Source organism: Pseudomonas sp. ZY71, from assembly GCF_036542145.1.
GTDB classification, from domain to species: domain Bacteria; phylum Pseudomonadota; class Gammaproteobacteria; order Pseudomonadales; family Pseudomonadaceae; genus Aquipseudomonas; species Aquipseudomonas koreensis_A.
Genome location: NZ_CP144274.1, coordinates 1225802 through 1251048, shown reverse-complemented (window position 1 = coordinate 1251048; position 25247 = coordinate 1225802). Strand labels below are relative to the sequence as shown.

20 protein-coding genes and 1 pseudogene are annotated in these 25247 nt (G+C 59.8%); 10 read left to right on the top strand and 11 right to left on the bottom strand.

Annotated elements, in window-relative coordinates; genetic code table 11:
• Positions 1-35: 35 nt before the first annotated feature.
• From VY732_RS05380 to VY732_RS05350, 7 genes are all read right to left on the bottom strand, one after another.
• Positions 36-1046, bottom strand: a complete 1011-nt coding sequence (locus VY732_RS05380) for a chemotaxis response regulator protein-glutamate methylesterase (protein ID WP_077571284.1) — start codon at positions 1044-1046, stop codon at positions 36-38.
• Complete coding sequence (locus tag VY732_RS05375) at positions 1043-3331, bottom strand: hybrid sensor histidine kinase/response regulator (RefSeq protein WP_331694859.1); 2289 nt, start codon at positions 3329-3331, stop codon at positions 1043-1045. Before VY732_RS05375 ends, VY732_RS05380 begins: the two co-directional genes overlap by 4 nt.
• Positions 3328-4011, bottom strand: coding sequence for a chemotaxis protein CheW (locus tag VY732_RS05370; protein WP_331694858.1), 684 nt, complete (start codon positions 4009-4011; stop codon positions 3328-3330). The genes VY732_RS05375 and VY732_RS05370 overlap by 4 nt, the downstream gene beginning before the upstream one ends.
• Positions 4008-5279 carry a CheR family methyltransferase gene (locus tag VY732_RS05365; RefSeq protein WP_331694857.1) on the bottom strand — a complete coding sequence of 424 codons (1272 nt, stop codon included), beginning with the start codon at positions 5277-5279 and terminating at the stop codon, positions 4008-4010. Before VY732_RS05365 ends, VY732_RS05370 begins: the two co-directional genes overlap by 4 nt.
• Complete coding sequence (locus tag VY732_RS05360) at positions 5276-5812, bottom strand: chemotaxis protein CheW (RefSeq protein WP_123594912.1); 537 nt, start codon at positions 5810-5812, stop codon at positions 5276-5278. The genes VY732_RS05365 and VY732_RS05360 overlap by 4 nt, the downstream gene beginning before the upstream one ends.
• Entirely contained in the window at positions 5812-7434 is a 1623-nt protein-coding gene (locus VY732_RS05355) for a methyl-accepting chemotaxis protein (RefSeq protein ID WP_331694856.1), read from the bottom strand. The genes VY732_RS05360 and VY732_RS05355 overlap by 1 nt, the downstream gene beginning before the upstream one ends.
• 293 nt (positions 7435-7727) lie before the next feature.
• On the bottom strand, positions 7728-8450 hold the full coding sequence (locus tag VY732_RS05350; RefSeq protein WP_331694855.1) for a tellurite resistance TerB family protein: 723 nt from the start codon (positions 8448-8450) through the stop codon (positions 7728-7730).
• Between the two features lie 177 nt (positions 8451-8627).
• On the opposite strand from VY732_RS05350, the gene VY732_RS05345 reads away from it, so the two are divergent.
• The 8 genes from VY732_RS05345 (at position 8628) to VY732_RS05310 (ending at position 18732) form a co-directional block, all read left to right on the top strand.
• Positions 8628-9542, top strand: coding sequence for a LysR family transcriptional regulator (locus VY732_RS05345; protein ID WP_007967749.1), 915 nt, complete (start codon positions 8628-8630; stop codon positions 9540-9542).
• Between the two features lie 131 nt (positions 9543-9673).
• Positions 9674-11131: a gamma-aminobutyraldehyde dehydrogenase gene (locus VY732_RS05340; RefSeq protein WP_331694854.1), complete on the top strand. Its 1458-nt coding sequence runs from the start codon at positions 9674-9676 to the stop codon at positions 11129-11131.
• A gap of 83 nt (positions 11132-11214) precedes the next feature.
• Positions 11215-12366 (top strand): putative ABC transporter substrate-binding protein YdcS, encoded by a 1152-nt coding sequence (gene ydcS / locus VY732_RS05335; protein ID WP_108227057.1) that lies wholly within the window; start codon positions 11215-11217, stop codon positions 12364-12366.
• Between the two features lie 278 nt (positions 12367-12644).
• A complete protein-coding gene (locus VY732_RS05330) occupies positions 12645-13682 on the top strand; it encodes an ABC transporter ATP-binding protein (RefSeq protein WP_331694853.1) in 1038 nt (345 codons plus the stop codon).
• A 16-nt stretch (positions 13683-13698) separates the two neighbouring features.
• Positions 13699-14619 (top strand): ABC transporter permease, encoded by a 921-nt coding sequence (locus VY732_RS05325; protein ID WP_007908947.1) that lies wholly within the window; start codon positions 13699-13701, stop codon positions 14617-14619.
• Positions 14609-15436 carry an ABC transporter permease gene (locus tag VY732_RS05320; RefSeq protein ID WP_116028707.1) on the top strand — a complete coding sequence of 276 codons (828 nt, stop codon included), beginning with the start codon at positions 14609-14611 and terminating at the stop codon, positions 15434-15436. Before VY732_RS05325 ends, VY732_RS05320 begins: the two co-directional genes overlap by 11 nt.
• Positions 15437-15603: 167 nt before the next feature.
• Positions 15604-17028: a gamma-aminobutyraldehyde dehydrogenase gene (locus VY732_RS05315; protein WP_331694852.1), complete on the top strand. Its 1425-nt coding sequence runs from the start codon at positions 15604-15606 to the stop codon at positions 17026-17028.
• Positions 17029-17247: 219 nt separating this feature from the next.
• A complete protein-coding gene (locus tag VY732_RS05310) occupies positions 17248-18732 on the top strand; it encodes an APC family permease (protein ID WP_077571272.1) in 1485 nt (494 codons plus the stop codon).
• A 43-nt stretch (positions 18733-18775) separates the two neighbouring features.
• On the opposite strand, the gene VY732_RS05305 is transcribed toward VY732_RS05310, so the two are convergent.
• Together VY732_RS05305 and VY732_RS05300 are read right to left on the bottom strand one after the other, a co-directional pair.
• A complete protein-coding gene (locus VY732_RS05305; RefSeq protein WP_331694851.1) occupies positions 18776-19402 on the bottom strand; it encodes an RloB family protein in 627 nt (208 codons plus the stop codon).
• Between the two features lie 2 nt (positions 19403-19404).
• Positions 19405-20658 (bottom strand): AAA family ATPase, encoded by a 1254-nt coding sequence (locus VY732_RS05300; protein WP_331694850.1) that lies wholly within the window; start codon positions 20656-20658, stop codon positions 19405-19407.
• A gap of 300 nt (positions 20659-20958) precedes the next feature.
• Between VY732_RS05300 and VY732_RS05295 the strand changes: the two are divergent.
• Positions 20959-21471 (top strand): annotated as a pseudogene (locus tag VY732_RS05295) (BRO-N domain-containing protein).
• Positions 21472-21521: 50 nt separating this feature from the next.
• On the opposite strand, the gene VY732_RS05290 reads toward VY732_RS05295, so the two are convergent.
• A complete protein-coding gene (locus tag VY732_RS05290; protein ID WP_007908956.1) occupies positions 21522-21707 on the bottom strand; it encodes a hypothetical protein in 186 nt (61 codons plus the stop codon).
• Between the two features lie 392 nt (positions 21708-22099).
• On the opposite strand from VY732_RS05290, the gene VY732_RS05285 reads away from it, so the two are divergent.
• Entirely contained in the window at positions 22100-23728 is a 1629-nt protein-coding gene (locus VY732_RS05285) for a glucan biosynthesis protein D (RefSeq protein ID WP_116028700.1), read from the top strand.
• A gap of 208 nt (positions 23729-23936) precedes the next feature.
• On the opposite strand, the gene VY732_RS05280 is transcribed toward VY732_RS05285, so the two are convergent.
• Positions 23937-25043: an NADH:flavin oxidoreductase/NADH oxidase gene (locus VY732_RS05280; protein WP_331694849.1), complete on the bottom strand. Its 1107-nt coding sequence runs from the start codon at positions 25041-25043 to the stop codon at positions 23937-23939.
• Positions 25044-25247 lie beyond the last annotated feature (204 nt).

Below are 25247 nucleotides of genomic sequence, written 5' to 3'. Positions count from 1 at the left end.
AGTACTGCGGGGGCCAGGATTGCGGATTGACCTGATCATTTGGGGAAAATCTCCTGCAATCTTGGCGCTATTCTTTCCAGTGGACGTATTTCTACGGCGGCATCAATGGCCGCAGCGGCCTTGGGCATGCCGTACACCGCACTGCTTTGCTGATCCTGCGCGATGGTCAGGTAACCCTGCTGACGCATGAGCTTAAGCCCTTGCGCGCCGTCGCGTCCCATCCCGGTCAATAAAACCCCGACAGCGTCGCCAGTCCAATAACTGGCGACACTTTCGAAAAACACGTCGATCGAGGGCCGATAGATTTCGTTGACCGGCTCGGCCGTGTAGGCCAGCGTGCCGTTTTTCAACAAGCGAATATGGTGGTTGGTCCCGGCCAGCAGCACCGCGCCGGCCTGCGGCGGTTCGCCTTCGCGGGCCAGACGCACATCGAGGCCGCTGGCGCTGGCCAGCCATTCCGCCATGCCGGCAGCAAACACCTGATCGACGTGCTGCACCAGCACAATGGCTGCCGAGAAATCCTTGGGCAAGCCTTTGAGCAGCACCTCCAGCGCCGCCGGCCCGCCTGCGGATGAACCGATCGCTACCAGCCGCTGGCGCGAACCCGAACTGCGCGGCGGCGTCGGCGCGGGACGTGAGCGCGGCGCTTTGTCGCCGATCAGCCAGCCAATATTGAGGATCTTGCGCAACAGTGGCGCGGCGGCTTCCCGAGCATCGCCAGCACCGAGGGCCGGGGTATCGACCACGTCCAGCGCGCCGTGGCCCATGGCTTCGAAGACACGGTGCACGTTCTGCTGGCGGTCAACGGTGACGATAACGATGGCGCACGGGGTTTCGGCCATGATCCGCCGGGTGGCTTCGACGCCGTCCATCACCGGCATGATCAGATCCATGAGGATCAGATCCGGGGTATTTTCGGCGCACAGTTGCACCGCTTCGGCGCCGTTGCGGGCGACCCAGACCACCTGATGCGCCGGCTCGAAGGCCAACGCCCGGCGCAGCGCCTCTACCGCCATGGGCATGTCGTTGACGATTGCGATCTTCATGCTCGCGCTCCTCCGATAAGCTCGACCACTGCATCGAGCAGGGCGTCGTCATGAAAACTGGCTTTGGCTAAATAATAGTCGGCGCCGGCATCGAGTCCACGGCGGCGATCCTCTTCGCGATCCTTGTACGACACGACCATCACCGGCAGCGATTGCAGGCGATTGTCGCGGCGCAGCAGAGTGACCAGTTCGATGCCGTCCATGCGCGGCATGTCGATGTCGGTGATCAGCAAATCGAAGTCCTCCGAACGCAGCGCGTTCCAACCGTCCATGCCGTCCACCGCCACCGCGACGTCGTAGCCGCGATTGAGCAGCAGTTTGCGTTGCAGCTCGCGCACGGTCAGCGAGTCGTCGACCACCAGCACCCGTTTGCGCACCGCCTCGGCGGCTTGATTGCCGTGGCGGGCGATGCGCTCAAGGCGCCCGGTATTGAGCAGTTTATCCACCGACCGCAGCATGTCTTCGACATCGACGATCAGCACCACCGAACCGTCGTCGAGCAAGGCGCCAGCGGAGATATCCTGCACTTTGCCCAGACGCTCATCGAGTGGCAAGACCACCAGGGTGCGCTCGCCAATGAACCGCTCCACGGCAACGCCGTAAACTGCATCGCGCTCGCGAATCACCACGACTTTAAGGGTTTCGCCGCTGTTCTGGCTGGCCGGGCGGTTGAGCAACTGACTGGCCGCAACCAGCCCGACATGCTGGCCTTCGTGCCAGAAATGCTGGCGGCCTTCGACCTGCACGATGTCTTCGGGGGCCAGATCACACATGCGCTCGATGTGCGCCAGTGGGAAGGCATACGCCTCTTCGCCGACTTCGACGACCAGACTGCGCACCACCGACAAGGTCAGTGGCACTTCCAGATGGAAGCGACTGCCCTCGCCCGCCGTCTGCTCCAGCACCACGGCACCGCGCAATTGGCGAACCATGTGCTGAACGGCATCGAGCCCCACGCCCCGCCCGGACACTTCAGTGACCGTGTCGCGCAGACTGAAACCGGGCAGAAAGAGGAAGGTCAGCAGTTCTTCTTCGCTCAACTGTGCCGCCGTTTCCGCTGGGGATAACTGCCGTTCGATGATGCTGCGGCGAACCTTTTCCAGATCGACGCCATTGCCATCATCGCTTAATTCCAACACCAGCAGACCGGCCTGATGCGAGGCACGCAGGCGGATCAGGCCTTCTTCGGATTTACCTTTGAGCAGGCGTTGTTCCGGGGTTTCGATGCCGTGATCAACGGCGTTGCGCAGCAAATGCGTCAGCGGCGCTTCGAGTTTCTCCAGCACGTCGCGATCGACCTGGGTCTTTTCGCCCTCGATCTCCAGGCGTACCTGTTTGCCGAGGCTGCGCCCCAGATCACGGACCATGCGTACCTGACCGGTCAGGACATCGGCGAAGGGCCGCATGCGACAGGCCAACGCCGTGTCGTAGAGCACTTGCGCGCGCTGGCTGGCCTGCCAGGCGAATTCGTCGAGTTCGGCGTTTTTCTCGCTCAGCAGTTGCTGGGATTCGGCGAGCAAACGCCGCGCGTCCTCCAGGGCTTCCAGCGCCTCAAGGCTCAGCGCGTGCTCCTTGAGGTGGACATTGAGGTTTTCCAGCGCGCGCAGACCATTGTTCTGCATGCGTTTGAGGCGTTGCATGGTCGCCAGATGCGGCTTGAGTCGCTGGGTTTCCACCAGCGACTTGCTCGACAGATCAAGCAGGCTGTTCAGGCGCTCGGCGGTAACGCGCAAGACGCGTTCGCCACCTTCGGTGGTGCGTTTGCTTTTGCGGGGCGTCGGCTCGGAAGGCTCAACCGGCGCGTCCATGATCGGAGCTGGCGCGGGTTCAAAGACCGGCGGCGCTTGAAGTTGCAACTCGGCCATCGGCGGTGCAATCAGCGTTGCCGGCGGCGCCGACGGATCGAGCAAACTCGCCATCAACGCCACGTAAGCGTCGATATCACTCGGCTGTGGGGCATTCGTCGGGGTAGCAACGCGCATCAGCAAATCGGTGCCCTGCAACAACGCATCGATATGTTCGGGACGCAGCAGCAAGCGCCCTTCCTGCGCGCTGACCAGACAATCTTCCATGACATGGGCGACGCTGACGCCGCTGTCGATGCCGACGATTCGCGCCGCACCTTTGAGCGAGTGCGCCGCGCGCATGCACGATTCCAGTTGATCGGCCTGGGTCGGATTACGCTCAAGCGCCAGCAACCCGGCGCTGAGCACCTGGGTCTGGGCTTCGGCTTCGAGGCTGAACAGCTCCAGCAAGGAGGCGTCGCGCATTTGCTCGGGGGTCATGTGAGGCTCCGGGTCACGGCGGACAACAGCTGTTCTTCATCCAGCCAACGCAGGCTGCGACCGCGATATTGCAGAACGCCACGAGTATATTTGGCGCTGGCTTGCGCGCCGGATTGCGAGGCGGCATCGAGAATGCGCTCATCGATGGCATGAATGCCGTCAACCTCATCCACCGGCACCACCACCGGCCCGCCATGGGCGGCGATGATCAGCATGCGCGGCATGATTCGCCCGCCATTGGCTGGTGCGGCGTTGCCATCCAGATCGAGCAATTCAACCAGCGACAGGCAGGCCACCAGCGCGCCGCGCACATTGGCCACGCCGAGCAAGGCTCGCGAGCGCTGGTGCGGCAATGAGTGAATCGCCTGCAGCGGTGCGACCTCAACGAGACTGCGCGTCGCCAGCCCCAGCCATTCTTCGCCGAGTCGGAACATCAGCAGCGAACGGGTTTTAACGTCCGTTTCAACGGCGCTGGCCACCGGATCGCGCTCGTCCTGCTGTAACGCATAGCGGTCGAGCAGGCGTGTGGCAGCGGCGGAATACACCGAGCAATTGCGGCAATGAATGTGCTCGTCCAGCAGCGGGCAGGACTTGTCGCCATGGATGCCGATGCGGTTCCAGCAATCGTCGATGGCCCGTGCGTCTTCGTGGGTGACGTTCAAGGTGTCGGACGGGATCATCGTTTACGCTCACTGTCGGCGGTGCGGCCGCTACGGGCGGCGCGCTCCTGCAATCGTCTGGCACCCGCCGTGTCGCCCTGGGCCTGCAGCAGCGCGGCCAGGTGCATCAACGCTTCGGGATGTTGCGGTTCGAGGTACAACGCTTTGCGATAGAAACCTTGGGCTTCGAGGGTCAGGCCAGCGACGTCGCTGAGCAGACCGAGCCAGTAAAACACTTGGGCCACCGGTTCATGACTGCGCAGATACTCTTCGCAGGCAGCCCGGGCTCCGGCGCTTTTGCCTTCGTTGGCCAGCGCGGCGATATTGGCCAGCAAGGTCGCTGCGTCCGGGTTGCTCGCTTTGCCGGAAACAGGCAAAGGCGTCACTGAGGCAAACGGTCGCTGGCGCACCACCGCTGGCGGTGTGCTGCGCGGCGGTAGGCTGACAGGCAACGTGACGGGTTTAGGCGTCGGCAACGGCTCGGGGTGCGGATCGTTGTGGCGACTGAACGCGAAGGATTGCGGGATACCGATCGAACGCATGCCCAAACGCCCGAGCAGACTGCCCTCGGCCGGACCGATAAACAGCACGCCATCGAAATGGGTCAGGCGCTTGAGCACTTCGAACACCTGCTTCTGGGTCGGCTGATCGAAGTAGATCAGCAGGTTGCGGCAGAACACGAAATCGAACGCCGGCTCGCTGGCCAGCAGCGTCGGATCGAGCACATTGCCGACCTGCAAACGCACTTGCTCACGCACATCGTCATTGACTCGATGGCCTTCCTGCTCAGCCGTGAAATGCCGGTCGCGAAAGTCCAGATCCTGACCGCGAAACGAATTCTTGCCGTACAGCGCACGCCGCGCCTTCTCCACCGACAGTGGGCTGACGTCCATGCCGTCGACTTTGAACTGATGCGGTTTGAGCCCGGCATCGAGCAAGGCCATGGCAATCGAATAGGGTTCTTCGCCCGTGGAACACGGCAAACTGAGGATGCGCAGCGCACGCATATTGTTCAGTTCGCCAAGGCGTTTACGCGCCAGTTTGCCCAGCGTCGCGAAGGATTCCGGATAGCGGAAAAACCACGTTTCCGGGACGATCACCGCTTCGATCAGCGCTTGCTGTTCTTCCCGCGAGCCTTGCAGCAACAGCCAATACTCATCGGCATGCGCAGCTTGCGAGAGCGTCGTGCGCTGACGCACGGCGCGCTCGATGATCGCCGGGCCAACCGAGGTGACATCGAGACCGATGCGTTCCTTGAGAAAGTCGAAAAAGCGCTGATCGCTGCTCATGCCTGCGCCTCAAGCTGCGCCGGATTCAACGGCGGATCGGGGAACAGCAAACGGCGCACGGCGTCATCAAGCAAGTCATTGACCCGCACCCATTGCACCAATCCCTGGGCATCTTCGCGCACCGGGCCGAGGTAAGGCGCCTCGCGGTTGGCGAGGCCGTAAGGCTGAAACTCCTGCGGATGGCAGCGCAGGGTGTCGGTGGCCTGTTCGAGAATCAGCCCGAGCCAACGCGCCGGCTGCGCTTCATCCGGCCGATAATTGACCAGTACCAAGCGGGTGCTGGTGCGCGCCTCGGCGGGATGGCCAAAGGTCAACGCACTGAGGTCGATCACCGGCACTACCGCACCGCGATAGGCGAATACGCCTGCAACCCACTGCGGCGCCCGGGCGATCGGCTTCAACGGCAGGCGCGGCAGTACTTCCGCGACTTCAGTGGCGCGCAGGGCGTAACGCTCGCTGCCGATGCGAAACAGCAGGAACAACGCCGGCTTCGCCACCTGCGCGGCGCTGCGTTTGGCGATAATTTCGCTCATCAGACTTTGAATCGCGAAACGCCGCTGCGCAGCCCGACGGCCACCTGGCTCAGTTCGTCGATGGCGAAACTGGCCTGACGCAGCGACTCGACGGTCTGGCTGCTGGCGTCGCCCAACTGCACCAGCGCATGGTTGATCTGCTCGGCGCCGGTGGCCTGGGCCTGCATGCCCTCGTTGACCATCAACACCCGCGGCGCCAGCGCCTGCACTTGATGGATGATCTGCGACAGCTGCTCGCCGACCTGCTGCACTTCGGACATGCCACGGCGCACTTCTTCGGAGAACTTGTCCATGCCCATCACCCCGGCAGATACCGCCGACTGGATTTCGCGCACCATCTGTTCTATGTCGTAAGTGGCGACAGCGGTCTGATCCGCCAGGCGTCGCACTTCGGTGGCGACCACGGCAAAACCGCGACCGTACTCACCGGCCTTCTCGGCTTCAATCGCCGCGTTGAGCGACAACAGGTTGGTCTGGTCGGCAACCTTGACGATGGTCACCACCACTTGGTTGATGTTGCCGGCCTTCTCATTGAGGATCGCCAGTTTGGCGTTGACCAGATCGGCCGCGCCCATTACCGAATGCATGGTGTCTTCCATGCGTGCCAGACCTTGCTGACCGGAGCCGGCCAGCACCGAGGCCTGATCGGCGGCGGTGGACACTTCAGTCATGGTGCGCACCAGATCGCGCGAAGTTGCCGCAATTTCACGGGACGTCGCGCCAATCTCGGTGGTAGTCGCGGCGGTTTCGGTGGCGGTGGCTTGCTGTTGCTTGGAGGTCGCGGCGATCTCGGTCACCGAGGTGGTCACCTGCACCGACGAGCGCTGTGCCTGCGACACCAACGCAGTCAGCTCGGTCATCATGTCGTTAAAGCCGGTTTCCACTGCGCCGAACTCGTCCTTGCGCTCAAGGTTCAGGCGCGAACTGAGGTCGCCAGTGCGCATGGTTTCGAGAATCTGCACGATGCGGTTCATCGGCGCCATGATTGCGCGCATCAACAACAGACCACACAGGCCGGCGGCCAGGACCGCGACCAACAGGGAAACGAACATGCTGACTTTGGCTGCGGCCACGGCATCGTCGATATTGTTCATGGCCTGATCGGCGACTTTCTTGTTTTCGCCGATGATGTCGTTGAGCTTCATGCGCCCGGAATACCAGGCGGGTGTGAGCTTTTCGTGGAACATCTTCACCGCATCCGCTTCCAGATTGCGCTTGTGCAGGTCCAGCACGGCATCCTGAATCTGGATGTAGGTGTCGTGGTACTTCTCGAAGGCGGCGAACTCGAGACGATCCTCGTCGGTCGCCATGGTCTTGCGATAGTTGGCCATCTGCTCCTGCAAACGCGCCTCGAAGGCTTTGTAGTCCGCCGCGTCCTCGCTGGAAATCCCCTCGCCTTCCTTGAGCCCGAGCAGTTCTTGCGTCTGCAGATAGCTGTCGACCCAGGCGCCACGGATCATCGAGCTGTAATAGACGCCGGGAATCGCGTCATCGCGCACGCTGTTTTCACTGGTTTCAATCTTCAACAGTCGCGAATAAGAGACGACGACCATCAGCAACATGATGGCGATAATCACCGCAAAGCTCGCCAAAATGCGTTGGCGCAACGTCCAGTTCTTCACAGTGATTCCTCGTGCCTGATCGAAATGCGGGGAGTATAGCCGAGGGCGGTGTTTCATTTATAAGACGCTTTGTAACCTTCGGGCCTGTGCGCGTTGGTCGGCGGGAGGGCTCTGGAGTGGGACTGTCCGACAATTGCGGGTGGGCGTGCCAGTGGGGTAATGGCAAAAAGAGGCGATAGAATGGTCATTGCTGTCGCTGTGCGGCGGAAAATGCCTTCGCGAGCAAGCTCGCTCCCACATTGGAACGCAATCCCCTGTGGGAGCGAGCTTGCTCGCGAAGGGGCCAGCCGGGTTTACACCGATGCGATGCGCACCTGCTTCTCCAGCTCCACCTTCAACCCCGGCTCCAGCTTCAACTGCCGTGCCAGTTCATCGAGATAGCTCTTCTCCATGAAGTTCTCCTCATCCACCAACATCACGCTGGCGATGTACATCTCCGCCGCCATCTCCGGCGTGCTCGCGGCGCGGGCGACGTCGGTCGGGTCGAGGGGCTTGTTGAGTTCGGCGTGCAGCCAGTGTTGCAGCTCCTGATCATTGTCGAGCTTGGTGAACTCGCCTTCGATCAGTTGGCGTTCGCGGTCATCGATGTGGCCGTCAGCCTTTGCGGCGGCAACCAGCGCCTTGAGAATGGCCTGACTGTGTTGCTCGGCCTGCGCCGGTGGCAGACGATCGAGGGTCTGCGGTTCACTTTGTGGAGCGGCGCCTTTTTGCGCGTTGTAGTTGCCGTAAGCCTTGTAGGCCAACACACCCAGCGCAGCGAGGCCACCGTAGATCGCGACTTTACCGCCGACCTTGCGGGCCTTTTTGCTGCCAAGTAGAAGGCCCATGGCACCTGCGGCCAACGCGCCACCACCTGCACCCGACAGCAGACTGCCGAGTCCACCGGAGCCAGAAGCGCCGCCAAGCAAACCGCCCAAGCCACCGCCAGCCGGTTTGTTCTGCGTTCCGCCAGCCTTGTTCTGCAACAGATCCTGGCCGGACTTGAGCAGTTGATCGAGCAATCCACGGGTGTTCATGTTCCGCCTCCAAAACAGGGGTTATCCGGATCTATAAGGCCCTCAGCCTAGTTCGAAAGTGCCCCTGCCCGACCTGCGAGTGTGCTTCCAGATGTTGCTCAGCAGGCGCAGGTCCTTCGCAAAAATAGATATACACTCAGGCCAATCTATAAAAACCGCCCACTGGGTACCCCTCTCATGATGACCCTGCGTCAGATTCGTCACTTCATCGCCGTGGCCGAAACCGGCTCGATCTCCGCCGCCGCGCAAACTGCATTCATTTCCCAATCAACTCTGACGTTGGCGATCCAGCAACTGGAAGAGGAGATCGGCGTCAGCCTGTTCAGCCGTCACGCCAAAGGCATGACCCTTACGCACCAAGGTCATCAATTCCTACGCCAGGCGCACCTGATTCTCGCGACCGTGGACAACGCCAAGCGCAGCCTGCAACAGAGCACCGATCAGGTCGCCGGGCAGTTGATCGTCGGCGTGACCAGCCTCGTCGCCGGTTATTACCTGGCAGATTTGCTCACCCGTTTTCAGCGCGCGTATCCCAATGTCGAAATCCGCGTGATGGAAGACGAGCGCCCTTACATCGAGCATTTGCTGGTCAGCGGCGAGATCGATGTCGGCGTATTGATCCTCTCCAACCTCGAAGATCGCCACGCCTTGCAGACTGAAGTACTGACCCACTCACCGCACCGTTTGTGGCTCCCGGCCCAACATCCACTGCTGGAACACGACAGCATCAACCTCGCTGACGTCGCCCGCGAGCCGCTGATTCAATTGAACGTCGATGAAATGGATCGCAACGCCCAGCGACTGTGGCGCGGCGCCGGGTTGCAGCCAAAAATCACCTTGAGAACCGCTTCGACCGAAGCGGTGCGAAGCCTGGTCGCCGCCGGTCTAGGCGTGTCGATCCAGCCAGACATGACCTATCGCCCGTGGTCACTGGAAGGCGACATCATCGAAGCGCGGCCCATCGCCGACCTCAACCAGACCCTCGACGTCGGTCTGGCCTGGCGCCGTGGCACTGCGCGCCCCGCTCTCGTCGACCCATTCCTGACCGTAGCCCGTGAGCAACCTCACGGCGGACGCAAGCCATCTATTTAATCGAACGCTGCCTTCAGTATTTAGAATTTGTCGACCTCGGAGCCGCGCACTAGTCTTGCTGCATCTATAAGACGGCCGGCTCCCGATACCAGGGAGCAACAATGGCCACACAAAAAAAGAGATCGCGGAAAATGGCTGGCGTGCAGACCCCGATGTGTACCGCGTTGTTGATCGATGGCGAATTGGTCGCTGGGGAAGGTTTTGTCGAGCCGATCCTCAATCCGGCCACCGGTGAAATCCTCACGCACATCTCCGAGGCCAGCACCGAGCAGGTCGAAGCCGCCATCCTCGCTGCCCACCGCGCCTTCGCCGAATGGTCGCGCACCACGCCGCAGCAACGTTCCAACCTGCTGCTCGACATCGCCAACGCTGTTGAAAAACACGCCGACTACCTCGCCCGCCTCGAATCGCTGAACTGCGGCAAGCCGCTGCACCTGGCGCGTCAGGACGATCTGACCGCAACCGTCGATGTCTTCCGTTTCTTCGCCGGCGCGGTGCGTTGCCAGACTGGTCAGTTGAGCGGCGAATACCTGCCCGGCTACACCAGCATGGTCCGTCGTGATCCGATTGGCGTGGTCGCCTCGATTGCGCCGTGGAATTACCCGATCATGATGGCCGCGTGGAAAATCGCCCCGGCCCTCGCCGCCGGCAACACGCTGGTGTTCAAACCGTCCGAACACACGCCGCTGTCGATCCTCGCCCTGGCGCCAGCACTTGCCGAAATCCTCCCGCGCGGGGTGATCAACATCATCTGCGGTGGCGGTGAAGGCGTCGGCAGCCATTTGGTTGGCCACGCCAAAGTGCGCATGGTCTCACTGACCGGCGATATCGTCACCGGACAGAAAATCCTCCAGGCCGCGGCGAAAACCCTGAAACGCACGCACCTCGAACTCGGCGGCAAAGCCCCGGTGATCGTCTGCAACGACGCCGACATTCAAGCCGTAGTCGAAGGCGTGCGCACTTACGGTTACTACAACGCAGGCCAGGACTGCACCGCCGCCTGCCGGATCTACGCGCAGGCCGGGATTCACGACAAATTGGTCGCCGAACTCGGCGCCGCCGTCAGCAGCCTGCGCTTCGCCGGCAAACGTGATGCCGACAACGAGATCGGCCCGCTGATCAGCACCCGCCAGCGCGACCGCGTGGCCAGTTTCGTCGAACGCGCCCTCGGTCAGCCGCACATCGAACGCGTGACCGGTGCAGCAGTGCACTCCGGCGCCGGTTTCTACTATCAACCGACGCTGCTCGCCGGTTGCAAACAGAGCGACGAAATCGTCCAGCGCGAAGTGTTCGGCCCGGTGGTCACCGTGACCCGTTTTGACGAACTCGCACAAGCCGTCGACTGGGCCAACGACTCCGAATACGGCCTCGCCTCGTCGGTGTGGACGCAAAATCTGGACAAAGCGATGCAGGTCGCCGCGCGTCTGCAATACGGCTGCACGTGGATCAACAGCCATTTCATGCTGGTCAGTGAGATGCCCCACGGCGGGCTGAAACGCTCCGGTTACGGCAAAGACTTATCCAGTGATTCGCTGCAGGACTACAGCGTGGTGCGGCACATCATGGCCCGCCACGGCCAGCATCTCTGACTACGCTAATAACAAGCCGCCAACGGCATGCTTCACCGCGTTCACAACTGCCCCGACCATAATTTAAAGAAGAGGGTTCAACCATGTTCGTGCACAAGACCGCACTGCTCAGTGCAATCACCACGGCCCTGCTGGCCAGCGCCAGCCTGCAAGCCGCCGAGCCGCTTAAGGCTGTCGGCGCTGGCGAAGGTCAACTGGATATCGTTGCGTGGCCGGGTTACATCGAACGTGGCGAGAGCGACAAGGCTTACGACTGGGTCACCGGTTTCGAAAAAGAAACCGGCTGCAAGGTCAATGTGAAGACTGCCGCGACCTCTGACGAAATGGTCAGCCTGATGGCCAAGGGCGGTTACGACCTGGTCACCGCGTCGGGCGATGCCTCGCTGCGGTTGATCGTCGGCAAGCGTGTGCAACCGATCAACACCGCGTTGATCCCGAACTGGAACACCCTCGACCCGCGCCTCAAAGACGCGCCGTGGTACGTGGTCAACCAGCAGACTTACGGCACCCCGTACCAGTGGGGCCCGAACGTGCTGATGTACAACACCAACGTGTTCAAGACCGCGCCGAGCAGTTGGAACGTGGTGTTCGCCGCGCAGGATCTGCCCGACGGCAAGCCTAACAAGGGCCGCGTGCAGGCGTATGACGGCCCGATTTATATCGCCGACGCGGCGCTGTATCTGAAGTCGACCAAGCCTGAACTGGGCATCAAAGACCCTTATCAACTCACCGAAGATCAGTACAAAGCTGTGCTTGATCTGTTGCGCGCGCAGCAGCCGTTGATCCACCGCTACTGGCATGACACCACGGTGCAAATGAGCGACTTCAAAAACGAAGGCGTAGTGGCATCGAGTGCCTGGCCGTATCAGGTTAACGGTCTGATGAACGAGAAGCAGCCGATTGCTTCGACCATTCCGAAAGAAGGCGCTACGGGCTGGGCCGACACCACCATGTTGCACGCCGAGGCCAAGCACCCGAACTGCGCGTACAAGTGGATGGACTGGTCGCTGAAACCGAAAGTCCAGGGGGATGTGGCGGCGTGGTTCGGTTCGTTGCCGGCGGTGCCGGCGGCGTGCAAGGAGAGCGAATTGCTTGGCGCTGAAGGTTGCAAGACCAACGGTTTCGACCAGTTCGACAAGATCGCCTTCTGGAAAACCCCGCAGGCTGAAGGCGGCAAGTTTGTGCCGTACAGCCGCTGGACTCAGGACTACATCGCGATCATGGGTGGCCGCTAGCGCTCAATAACGACGCGGTCTGCTCCCTTTCCCCCTCGCCCCCCTGGGCGAGAGGGCTGGGGTGAGGGGGTAGCTTTTGATCTTGCCCTTGATCTCAGAGCAATGGTCGAAACCGCCACCCTCACCCCCCGCCCTCTCCCGGAGAGAGAGGGCGCTAAAAGCGGATCGCATCTCGTCCGCCGAATGTGTGAGCCAAGCAAACCGTAAAACGATTCAGATTTTTCAGAAGTCCACGCAGGGCCGCTGCGATGGCTTTCGCCTTTTTGGAGCACCGCACCATGACGCTTGCAGTCCAGTTCACCAACGTTTCCCGGCAATTCGGCGAGGTGAAGGCCGTTGACCGGGTTTCCATCGATATCGAGGACGGCGAGTTCTTTTCCATGCTCGGCCCATCCGGCTCGGGCAAAACCACCTGCCTGCGCCTGATCGCCGGGTTCGAACAACCGAGCGCCGGCTCGATCCGCATCCACGGCGTCGAAGCGGCCGGGTTGCCGCCGTATCAGCGTGACGTCAACACGGTGTTTCAGGATTACGCACTGTTCCCGCACATGAATGTCCTCGACAACGTCGCCTACGGTTTGAAGGTCAAAGGCGTCAGCAAAACCGAGCGGCACAAACGCGCCGAAGAAGCCTTGGTCATGGTCGCTCTCGGCGGTTACGGCGCCCGCAAACCGGTGCAGTTGTCCGGTGGTCAGCGCCAGCGAGTGGCCCTCGCCCGCGCCTTGGTCAACCGTCCGCGCGTGCTGTTGCTGGATGAGCCTTTGGGCGCGCTCGACTTGAAGCTTCGCGAGCAAATGCAGAGCGAACTGAAGAAGCTGCAACGCCAGCTCGGCATCACTTTCATCTTCGTCACCCACGATCAGACCGAAGCGCTGTCGATGTCCGATCGCGTCGCCGTGTTCAACAAGGGCCGCATCGAACAAGTCGACACACCGCGCAATCTGTACATGAAACCGACCACCACGTTTGTCGCTGAATTCGTCGGCACCTCGAACGTTATTCGCGGTGATCTGGCCCGCGAAATCAGCGGCCATCCGCAGCCGTTTTCGATCCGACCGGAACACGTGCGGTTTGCCGAAGGCCCGCTCGCCAGTCACGAAATCGAAGTCAGCGGTTTGCTCCACGACATCCAGTACCAAGGCAGCGCCACGCGCTATGAATTGAAGCTGGAAAACGGCCAGACCCTGAGCATCAGCCACGCCAACAATCAGTGGATCGACAGCAGCGCGCAACACCAGACTGGCCAACGCCTGAGCGCACGTTGGGCGCGGGAAGCGATGATTGCGCTGCACGACACCGTGGCGAGCGGGGTGTGACATGAGCACGCTCGCGATGACTGCATCGCCGCCGTTGCGCAGGTTTTCCAACCTGCTCTACCGCAAGCCCAACCTGTACTTGTCGATGCTGCTGGTGCCGCCGCTGCTGTGGTTTGGCGCGATTTATCTCGGCTCGTTGCTGGTGCTGTTGTGGCAGGGTTTCTACACCTTTGACGACTTCACCATGGCGGTCACCCCTGACCTGACCCTGGCGAATTTTGCCGCGCTGTTTCAGCCGTCGAACTTCGACATCATCCTGCGCACGCTGAGCATGGCCATCGTCGTGTCGATCGCCAGCGCTATCGTCGCGTTCCCGATTGCCTACTACATGGCGCGCTACACCACCGGCAAAACCAAGGCGTTTTTCTACATCGCGGTGATGATGCCGATGTGGGCGAGTTACATCGTCAAGGCCTATGCGTGGACCTTGCTGTTGGCCAAGGGCGGCGTGGCGCAGTGGTTTGTGCAGCACTTGGGATTGGAGCCGGTGTTGCAGTTCATTCTGGGGATTCCCGGCGTCGGTGGCAGCACCTTGTCGACCTCGCATCTGGGGCGGTTCATGGTGTTTGTCTACATCTGGCTGCCGTTCATGATTTTGCCGATTCAGGCTTCGCTGGAGCGTCTGCCGCCATCGCTGTTGCAGGCCTCCGCTGACCTTGGCGCCAAGCCGCGTCAGACCTTTATGCAGGTGATTTTGCCGCTGTCGATTCCGGGCATTGCCGCCGGTTCGATCTTCACGTTTTCGCTGACCTTGGGCGACTTCATCGTGCCGCAACTGGTCGGGCCGCCGGGCTACTTCGTCGGCAGCATGGTCTACGCGCAGCAAGGTGCGATCGGCAACATGCCGATGGCGGCGGCGTTCACGTTGGTGCCGATTGTGTTGATCGCGGTTTACCTGTCCATCGTCAAACGACTGGGGGCTTTCGATGCGCTCTAATTCAGAAAAGCAGGGGGAGAAAGCTTCTTTAGGTTTGCGCATCGCAGCCTGGGGCGGGTTGGTGTTTCTGCACTTCCCGATACTGATCATCTTTCTTTACGCCTTCAACACCGAAGAAGCCGCGTTCAGTTTTCCGCCGAAGGGCTTCACGTTGCACTGGTTCAGCGTGGCGTTTTCGCGGCCTGACGTTCTCGAGTCGATCAAGCTTTCACTGCAGATCGCAGCCATCGCCACGTTGATTGCGATGGTGCTCGGCACGCTGGCTTCGGCAGCGCTGTATCGCCGCGACTTCTTCGGCAAACAGGGCATTTCGCTGATGCTGATTTTGCCGATTGCGCTGCCGGGGATCATCACCGGGATCGCCTTGCTGGCGACGTTCAAAACGCTGGGAATCGAGCCGGGGATGTTCACCATCATCGTCGGCCACGCGACCTTCTGCGTGGTGATCGTCTACAACAATGTTATCGCCCGCCTGCGCCGTACTTCGCACAGTTTGATCGAGGCCTCGATGGATCTCGGCGCCGATGGCTGGCAGACCTTTCGCTACATCATCCTGCCGAATCTCAGCTCGGCGTTGCTGGCGGGCGGCATGTTGGCGTTTGCGCTGTCGTTCGACGAAATCATCGTCACCACGTTTACCGCCGGGCATGAACGCACGTTGCCGTTGTGGTTGCTCAATCAGTTGAGTCGCCCTCGGGATGTGCCGGTGACCAACGTCGTCGCCATGCTGGTGATGATGGTGACGATGCTGCCGATCCTTGGCGCGTATTACCTGACACGTGGTGGTGAGAGCGTCGCCGGTAGTGGCGGCAAATAACCGAATAACTGAAGAAACCGAATCCCTGTAGGAGTGAGCCTGCTCGCGATGACTGACTGTCATTCAACAGTGGTGTCGACTGAACGACAGATATCGCGAGCAGGCTCACTCCTACATTTGAATCCGGTTTCGGCAGAACAATAAAAGTGTTAGTGAGGACAACAGACATGCAAACCAAACTCTTGATCAACGGCCAACTGGTCAACGGCGAAGGCCCGGCGCAACCGGTGCTCAACCCGTCGCTTGGCGAGGTCCTGGTAGAAATCAACGAAGCCAGCGAAGCCCAGGTCGACGCCGCCGTGCGCGCCGCCGACAACGCCTTCGCCGAGTGGTCGCAAACCGCGCCGAAAGACCGCTCGCTACTGCTGCTCAAACTCGCCGACGCCATCGAAGCCCACGGCGAAGAACTGGCCAAACTGGAATCCGACAACTGCGGCAAACCCTACAGCGCCGCGCTCAACGACGAGATCCCGGCGATCGCCGACGTGTTCCGCTTCTTCGCCGGCGCCAGCCGTTGCATGAGCGGTTCGGCCGCTGGCGAATACCTGCCCGGCCATACCTCGATGATCCGTCGCGACCCGGTCGGCGTGATTGCCTCCATCGCGCCGTGGAACTACCCGCTGATGATGGTCGCCTGGAAAATCGCCCCGGCGCTGGCGGCCGGTAATACCGTGGTGCTCAAGCCGTCGGAACAAACCCCGCTGACCGCGTTGCGTCTGGCCGAACTGGCGTCGGAAATCTTCCCGGCCGGTGTACTCAATCTGGTATTTGGTCGCGGTCCTACCGTCGGCAGTCCGTTGGTGACCCATCCGAAAGTGCGCATGGTTTCGCTGACCGGTTCGATTGCCACGGGCGCCAACATCATTTCCAGCACCGCTGACAGCGTTAAACGCATGCACATGGAGTTGGGCGGCAAGGCGCCGGTGATCATCTTCGATGACGCCGATATCGATGCGGCTGTGGAAGGCATTCGTACCTTCGGTTTCTACAACGCCGGGCAGGATTGCACTGCCGCGTGCCGGATCTATGCGCAACAGGGCATCTACGACAAGTTTGTCGAGAAACTCGGCGCGGCGGTCAGCAGCATCAAGTACGGCTTGCAGGATGATCCATCGACTGAACTCGGGCCGTTGATCACTGCGCAACATCGCGACCGCGTTGCCGGGTTTGTCGAGCGTGCTGTGGCGCAGTCGCACATTCGTTTGATCACGGGCGGCAAGGCTGTTGAAGGCAACGGCTTCTTCTTTGAGCCGACCGTGTTGGCAGATGCCCAGCAGGACGACGAAATTGTCCGTCGCGAAGTGTTTGGGCCGGTGGTTTCAGTGACCAAGTTCACTGACGAAGCACAGGCACTGGAGTGGGCCAACGATTCGGACTACGGCCTCGCGTCCTCCGTGTGGACGGCAGATGTAGGACGCGCGCACCGGATGTCAGCACGCTTGCAGTACGGCTGCACGTGGGTCAATACGCACTTCATGCTTGTCAGCGAAATGCCCCATGGCGGTCAGAAATTGTCCGGCTACGGGAAAGACATGTCCATGTATGGGCTGGAGGACTACACCACGGTTCGGCATGTGATGTTCAAGCATTAAAAAAAGCATCGCGAGCAGGCTCACTCCTACATGGAATTGCATTTCAACCTGTAGGAGTGAGCCTGCTCGCGATGGCGTCCACTCCGGCTTCAAGGCAGAAACCGGCACTACGCACCACCAGGATCCCAAAACAATAACTACCGACCCGGGCGGCGCCCACAAAGCCCCGCCACGGCCTCGGCCATCCGAAATCTGCCGATTTCACGGAGCAAAACACACATGAGTTCCTCACCCGATCTCGCCGCAGCCGTTGCCGACAGCGATGCCGAACAACTGCGCAAACTGGGCTACACCTCGAACTTCAACCGCAGCATGAGCCTGTGGGAAAACTTCGCTCTGGGCTTCACTTATCTGTCACCGGTCGTAGGGGTTTATACCCTCTTCGGCCTGTGCCTCGCCGCCGGCGGGCCACCGATGTTCTGGGCGTACTTGCTGGTCGGTTGCGGCCAGTTGCTGGTGTGCCTGATCTTCGGCGAAGTGGTTTCGCAGTTCCCGATTTCCGGCGGTGTTTACCCTTGGGCACGCCGATTGGTCGGTAAAAAATGGGCATGGATGGTCGGCTGGATCTACTCCATCGCCCTCTGCGTCACCATCGCTGCCGTTGCCGTCGGCGCTGGCCCGTACCTGGCCGCCATGCTCGGTTTCGAGCCAAGCAACAACACCAACATCGTCATCGCTCTGGTGCTGACCCTGTTCGCCACACTGGTCAACCTCAGCGGCACCAAAGTGCTGGCGCGCATCGCCATGTTCGGCTTTCTCTGTGAACTGGTTGGCGCAGTGATCGTCGGTGTTTACCTGCTGGTGTTCGAACGCCATCAACCGCTAAGCGTGCTGTTCAACACCTTCGACATCAGCGTCGACGGCTCGTACCTGCCGGCCTTCCTCACAGCATCGCTGGCGGGGATGTTCCTCTACTACGGCTTCGAGGCCTGCGGCGACGTTGCCGAAGAAACCCCGAACCCGAGCGCAAAAATCCCGGTGGCCATGCGCATGACCATCTACATCGGCGGCATCGCAGCGATGTTCGCCTGCCTGGCGCTGATCCTCGCCGTGCCCGACATGCAAGCTGTGATCAACGGCACCGACAAAGACCCGGTCACCACCATCCTCAACAACGCCTTCGGCCCGGTCGGTTCGAAAGTGGTGATGGGCGTGGTGATGATTTCCTTCATCTCCTGCGTCATCAGCTTACAAGCCGCGGCGAGCCGTCTGCTGTACTCCTACGCTCGCGACGAAATGGTCATCGGCAGCCGACTGCTGAAAAAGATTTCTCCTACCACCCAAGTACCGGTTGCCGCACTGTTCGTGTCTGGCGTCCTGCCGGCACTGATCATCGCCCTTGGCTTCTTCCTGCAAGACGCCGTGGCCACCATCGTCAGCTTCGCCGCCATCGGCATCTACCTCGCGTTCCAGATGATCGTCCTAGCCGCGCTGTATGCCCGCAGCAAAGGCTGGAAACCCAGCGGCAAATTCACCCTCGGCGCATGGGGCTGGCCGGTGAACATCGGCGCGCTGGTGTATGGCGTTGGCGCAATCATCAACATGGCCTGGCCACGTACGCCGGATGCAGCGTGGTATGTGAACTATGCGATGGTGTTGAGCACGGCCATCGTGATTGGCTTGGGCTTGGTTTATATGTGGATTGGCAAGCCGTATGACCATGGCAAGGCCCCGGCTGGGGATGCTTGGAAGGTGAGTCGCTAAGAATCAATACCTGCCCGCAAGGATGCGGGCACGGTTAACAGTGCTAGATCCGTTGGGGTGTGGATAACGCTTCAAATGCATCCATCAACAAATGGATTTCGGTACTTGGATTAGGCTCGCCACTGGCCACTGCGTCTTCTAGTACTTTTGGCGCCAGCGTTCTAGCCCGGTGAAAGGGCTCACCCAGCAACTGAGCAAAATAGCTGACGCCTTTACCCTTCTCATAATTCGCCATGTTGGGCTTAGTCTTCAAACTCTTGCTCACCAGATCACCCGGAGAGTTTTTCCCGGCAGACCTGAAGGGTTTTCGGCTAAAGCCAAAGTGCAAAAGAAGCCAAAATTCAAAGCATGGATACGACGCGATGACTGTGATTTTTGGATGAGACTTCGCTTCACTCAATGCACGTTCAAAACACAGGTGAGTATCACGATCCAAGACGCAGAAGACTTTGTCGAAGTGCTCTTGTCGCCTCATCGCTCGATCGACGATGCCGCTCGGATGAGTTACACCGCAGTGGGCGATTTCAACCTTTGCCCGAGCACGAAAGTGCAGTGCCGCCTCTTCCAGATAACGCTTACCTGACTTGCTGTCTTCGCAGAGCACCAAAACATTAGGCTGGGGCTTAAAGCGTGAGGCTTTTCGATCGAACGACTTATTCGAACTCACCATTGTCAGCCCCGCCTTATCAGCGGCAATCCGCGGTAACGCCCTTCGAAGTAGCGCTTCTCGACGTCCTCACGTTCCTGACCTTCAAAGTCGTGCACGGAAAACAGATGCGTGGCAGCGTGAGCATCGCGTTCTGTAATCCAGAATTGATCGCGACGTAGAATTTTCTCATTCATCAGATGGGTGTCGTGGGTGGTGAAAATCAGTTGCGTATTCAGCCCGTTGTCCAGATGTCTGGCGATCAAATCGGCGACGATTTCAGGGTGCAGACTCCTGCTCAACTCATCGACACTGAGAACGCCGCTGCCACCGGCCTGATTCATCATGAACCACGGCAGCCAGAAACCAATCAGGTTCTTCGTGCCGCAAGACTCTTCCGAAAAATCAAACTCGGCTTCACCCGACATACTCGAGTGTGTGAGCGTCAGCTTGTCCCGTTGCGCGGCGGCAATGAACTCCTTAAGCGTGAGTTTTCTGTTATCGGCAGCCGAAACAGAATCATCCGGACTGAGTTGAATCGCTGATACCGGAATATCCAGCGCGCAGAGAAAATCACGTAAGTCGCTCGTATGGCTTTTAACCATCTGAAGAAATCGAATCGAAGCTGTGGATAAACCGGGCATGTTGTTCTGCTCAATCACCAGCAGACCACTTTGAAACCAGGAAAACGGTACGCGCAGTTGCATCAGTTCTTCACTGCTGTGAATCACCGCTTGTGCGATAAACAACATCTTGGGGCTGGTCAAACGCTGCCATGCGCGATGGACTTCCCTGCCCCCCTCAAGGGTTTCGCCGAAAAGATAGTGCTCGCCTTGCGCATCAACCTGACGCTTGTACAGCAATGTCTCCTTTCCTTCTGGAAAGCAGAGCAATTGCTCATGAACAATCCGTTGCGCCGTCAAACCAAGGACAAATCGATAGCGCAAACCACCTTGAACAAAGTCGTACTCAAAAGCACTGGGTTCATCTTTCAGTGTTTCGTCGAAACGAAACGCTGAAACGGGTAACGCGGCATCTAGCGTGTCAGCGGGTATCGCCAATAAGCTCCCGACGACGCCCATCGCTCGAATCAACGATGACTTGCCGGACGCATTCGGTCCATAAATCGCAGCGACCTTGAGCAGTTCCGGAAGCTTTTCCGTATTCGTGGATGCTTTGAATGTGTTGAGTGATTTACTCAGAAGAGGGCTCGCCGCCATGGACAGGGTTTGCCGGTCCCTGAACGAGCGGAAATTGGAAACTGAAAACTCGATCAACATGGAGAAACCTGCAGTTCATTCCGTGGATCCGAATAGATAAAGGAAAAACGACGCCTTGGGCGTTTGGTTGCTGTTGGCACTGCAAAATCAGGCATTTCCTACAAATACAGCCTTCAGAGATAGGCCCGCTTTCCTACAGTAGGTGTCGATAGAGCCGACTTGGCGTCGCAGGTTGCTAACCGATAGGCTTTCTCTCGGCAGCGAAATCAGCGGCCCGGTGTCGGAGCCGGAGTAAATATCAAAACGGCGTGACCGCACTCATTTGAGTGGCGGCTCTATTCTCAATATTGGAGTCGAAAAATGCCTAACCACGTACAAATTCCTTCTGAAAGCTCCGCTTTCTTCACCCCCACCGCCTTCACCCGCCACAACCGCTTCCTCCACGCCTTCATGCAAGACCACGAAGCCTGGTTCTGCGTGCAAGATCTCGGTCGCTTGATGGGATACCCACTGAACGAACGCCTCACCCTGAAACTCGATCCCGATCAGCGTCGCCATGTCCTCCTGCGTCGGGACGGCGAAATCATCGATTGCGCGATGGTCAGCGAGTCCGGCCTGTTCGCCCTGCTCGTCCATCACTTCGTCCCGGAAAACCGACACCTGCGCCAATGGCTGAGCCATGAAGTCATCCCGATGCTGCGCGAAACCCGATTGAGCCCTGCGGAAAACCACCCGAGCCTGAGTTCGATGCATTGAGCAGGCGTCACCGTGCCGTTGCTGCACTGGCAACAGCAGGCGTGGGTCAAATGGCGGGATGTGCCGGAGTTGATGCGCGGCCAGCGGCCGTATCCAGTACTGGGAACGTGTAGCTGATCAAAATAAAAAGGGGGCGGACCTTTCAGTCCGCCCCTTTTTATTTCCACTCAAAACCGCGAAACACTCCGCATCGCATCCACCAGATACCGCATCGCAATCCGGTCATTCTCCGAAAGCTCCCGATAACGCTCCACCAGCTTCACTTCGTCAGAGCTGAGCCGACGCCTTTTGCGGCCGCTGCCGAGGCAGGGAAAGATGCCCAGCATGTCGGTGATACCTTGTATTTTTGCCATGGACGATGTCCTTCAATACTTCAAAGAATTGCTAAACCACCACATCGCCCTGCCCCTTACAGCAGCGCCGTGTGCCCTACCGGTCAGCACCGGTCATGCCCATAGAATAGAAATTAAATCGGCGCTGAAAAGCGGTTTTTAGAGTAATTAGTCGAAAAAAGCAGATATGCCGTGTAAATCAGAACGCCCTGTCAGATTTTTAACCGACATGTCTTGTTTCATTGACACACTGGCGCGGTGAATCAACGAATTTTGCATTGCGAGCGAACCGTTTAAGCTAGCGGGCATCTGTTAATAGTCCGTTGCGTTTGGCCGAAGGCTTGTCCGAACCGTTATTTCTGATCCAGCACGTGCCAGGAACGGCGCGGGATTGCACACGACAGGTTGTATTTATGCACCGCAGGAATTTGCTCAAAGCGTCCATGGCCATTGCGGCTTACACCGGTCTTTCGGCCACTGGCCTGCTGGCCAGCCGTGCGTGGGCGGCCAATGGCGGCGCCGCCGATGGCGAGGCGCAGGCGTTTGACTTCGAAGCGCTGAAGCGCCAGGCCAAGCAACTGGCTGGCAGCGCCTATCAGGACACCAAACAGGTGCTGCCGCCAACCCTGGCGACCATGACCCCGCAGAACTTCAACGCGATCCGTTACGACGGCGAGCATTCGCTGTGGAAGGAAAACAAGGGCCAGCTGGACGTGCAGTTCTTCCACGTCGGCATGGGCTTCCGTCAGCCGGTGCGCATGTACAGCGTCGACGCCAAAACTCGCACTGCCCGCGAGGTGCATTTCCGCCCGGCACTGTTCAACTATGAAAACACTTCAGTCGACACCCAGCAGCTCAAGGGTGACCTCGGTTTTGCCGGCTTCAAGCTGTTCAAAGCGCCGGAGCTGGATCGTCACGATGTGTTGTCGTTCCTCGGCGCCAGCTATTTCCGTGCGGTAGACGCCACTGGCCAATATGGCCTCTCGGCGCGCGGCCTGGCGATCGACACGTACGCGAAAAAACGCGAAGAATTCCCTGACTTCACCAAGTTCTGGTTCGAGACACCGGACAAGAACGCCACCCGATTTGTGGTGTATGCCCTGCTCGACTCGCCGAGTGCCACTGGCGCTTATCGCTTCGACATCGACTGCCAGGCCGAGCGCGTGGTGATGGAAGTCGATGCGCACATCAATGCGCGCACGGCGATCGAGCAATTGGGCATCTCGCCGATGACCAGTATGTTCAGTTGCGGCACCCACGAGCGCCGCATGTGCGACACCATCCACCCGCAGATCCACGACTCGGATCGTCTGGCGATGTGGCGCGGCAACGGCGAGTGGATCTGCCGTCCGCTGAACAACCCGGCGACCCTGCAGTTCAACGCGTTTGCCGACACCGATCCGAAAGGTTTCGGTCTGGTGCAGACCGATCACGAATTCGCTAACTACCAGGACACCGTGGACTGGTACAGCAAACGCCCGAGCCTGTGGGTAGAACCGACCACGGCGTGGGGCGAAGGCTCTATCGATCTGTTGGAAATTCCTACCACCGGCGAAACCCTCGACAACATCGTGGCATTCTGGACACCGAAAAAACCGGTGGCTGCCGGCGATTCGCTGAACTATGGCTACAAGCTTTACTGGAGCGCATTGCCGCCGGTAAGTACGCCGTTGGCGCGAGTGCAGGCAACCCGTTCCGGCATGGGCGGTTTTGTTGAGGGCTGGGCACCGGGCGAGCATTACCCGCCAGTCTGGGCGCGTCGCTTCGCCGTGGACTTCACCGGCGGTGGTCTGGATCGCTTGCCGCAGGGCACCGGGATCGAGCCAGTGGTGACCTGCTCGAACGGCAAGGTGCAGGACTTCAGCGTGCTGGTGCTGGATGACATCAAGGGTTACCGGATCCTGTTCGACTGGTACCCGACCAATGACAGCGTGGAGCCGGTGGAGCTGAGGTTGTTTATTCGCACCAATGACCGCACGTTGAGCGAGACCTGGTTGTACCAGTACTTTCCGCCGGCGCCGGATAAGCGTAAGTACCCTTGAGGGGTATGTAGCGGCTGATTGGGCCTCATCGCGAGCAGGCTCACTCCTACAGTTGATCTGTGTCGAACACGTATTTTGTGAACGACACATGCCCCTTGTAGGAGTGAGCCTGCTCGCGATAGCGTCCGACCAGGCAGCGCAACGACAACCAGACAAAACAAAGCCCCGGCCATCACTGACCGGGGCTTTTTGCTTTATTGCGACTGACTCAATCGCGCAAATCAGACTCATGAATCGGCTGATCCCGATGAGTCGCACGCTGATACTGCGCCGGCCACACCGCTTTGCGCCCACCGAGATCATCGTCGGCATGCAGCGGCCAGTACGGATCACGCAACAACTCGCGGGCGAGGAAGATGATGTCAGCCTGACAGGTGCGCAGAATGTGCTCGGCCTGCGCCGGCTCGGTAATCATTCCCACGGTGCCGGTGGCGATGCCTGACTCCTTGCGGACACGTTCGGCGAAGCGCGTCTGATAACCCGGTCCGACGGGAATTTCAGCGTTGGCCGCCGTCCCGCCCGACGATACGTCGATGAGATCGGCGCCCAGAGTGTGCAGACGTCGCGCCAACTCCACGGTTTCGTCCGGATTCCAGCCGTCTTCTACCCAGTCTGTGGCCGAAACGCGAACAAACAGCGGCAACTCCTCAGGCCAGACCGCCCTCACCGCTTCAGTCACTTGCAGCACCAGACGAATGCGGTTTTCAAACGAACCACCGTATTGATCACGACGCTGATTGCTCAGCGGCGAGAGAAATTGATGCAGCAGATAACCATGCGCCGCATGCACCTCAACCACACTGAAACCGGCTTTCAGTGCGCGTTTCGCGGCATCAACAAACGCCTGAATGACCTCGGCGATTTGCCCTTCATCCAGCTGTTTCGGTTGCGTATGTTGCGGATCGAAAGCAATCGGCGACGGCCCGACCGGGGTCCAGCCGCCATCATCGGGTTTGACGCTGCCGTGCTTGCCGATCCACGGCCGATGGGTGCTCGCCTTGCGCCCGGCGTGGGCCAGTTGGATGCCGGCAACCGCGCCTTGTGACGTGATGAAGCGGGTAATGCGTTGCAGCGGTTCGATCTGTTCGTCGTTCCACAGGCCTAGGTCTTCGGCGGTGATCCGCCCGTCGGCCGTGATCGCCGTGGCTTCAGTGAAGACCAGACCGGCGCCGCCCACCGCGCGGCTGCCGAGATGCACCAAATGCCAGTCGTTGGCCAGGCCGTCGACGCTCGAGTATTGGCACATCGGTGACACGGCGATGCGGTTGGGCAGGGTCAGTTGGCGCAGGGTGAAGGGTTCAAGCAGCAGACTCATGGGGCACCTCTCAAATCAGTGGGCAGGCTCCAGGGTTCTGTTTGAATAGTCGACGAGTGACAGGAAAAAGGTGCAGCACCCGCCCCCGCGGGCAAAAAATTCGACAAGACGTCACAAGGCCAATCAAGCAGTGCTTAGAGCCTAGTCGACAACCGGGGATGAGGGAGGGTTCAGAGTGATTCAGTGTGTGAAAGGACGCTTTCG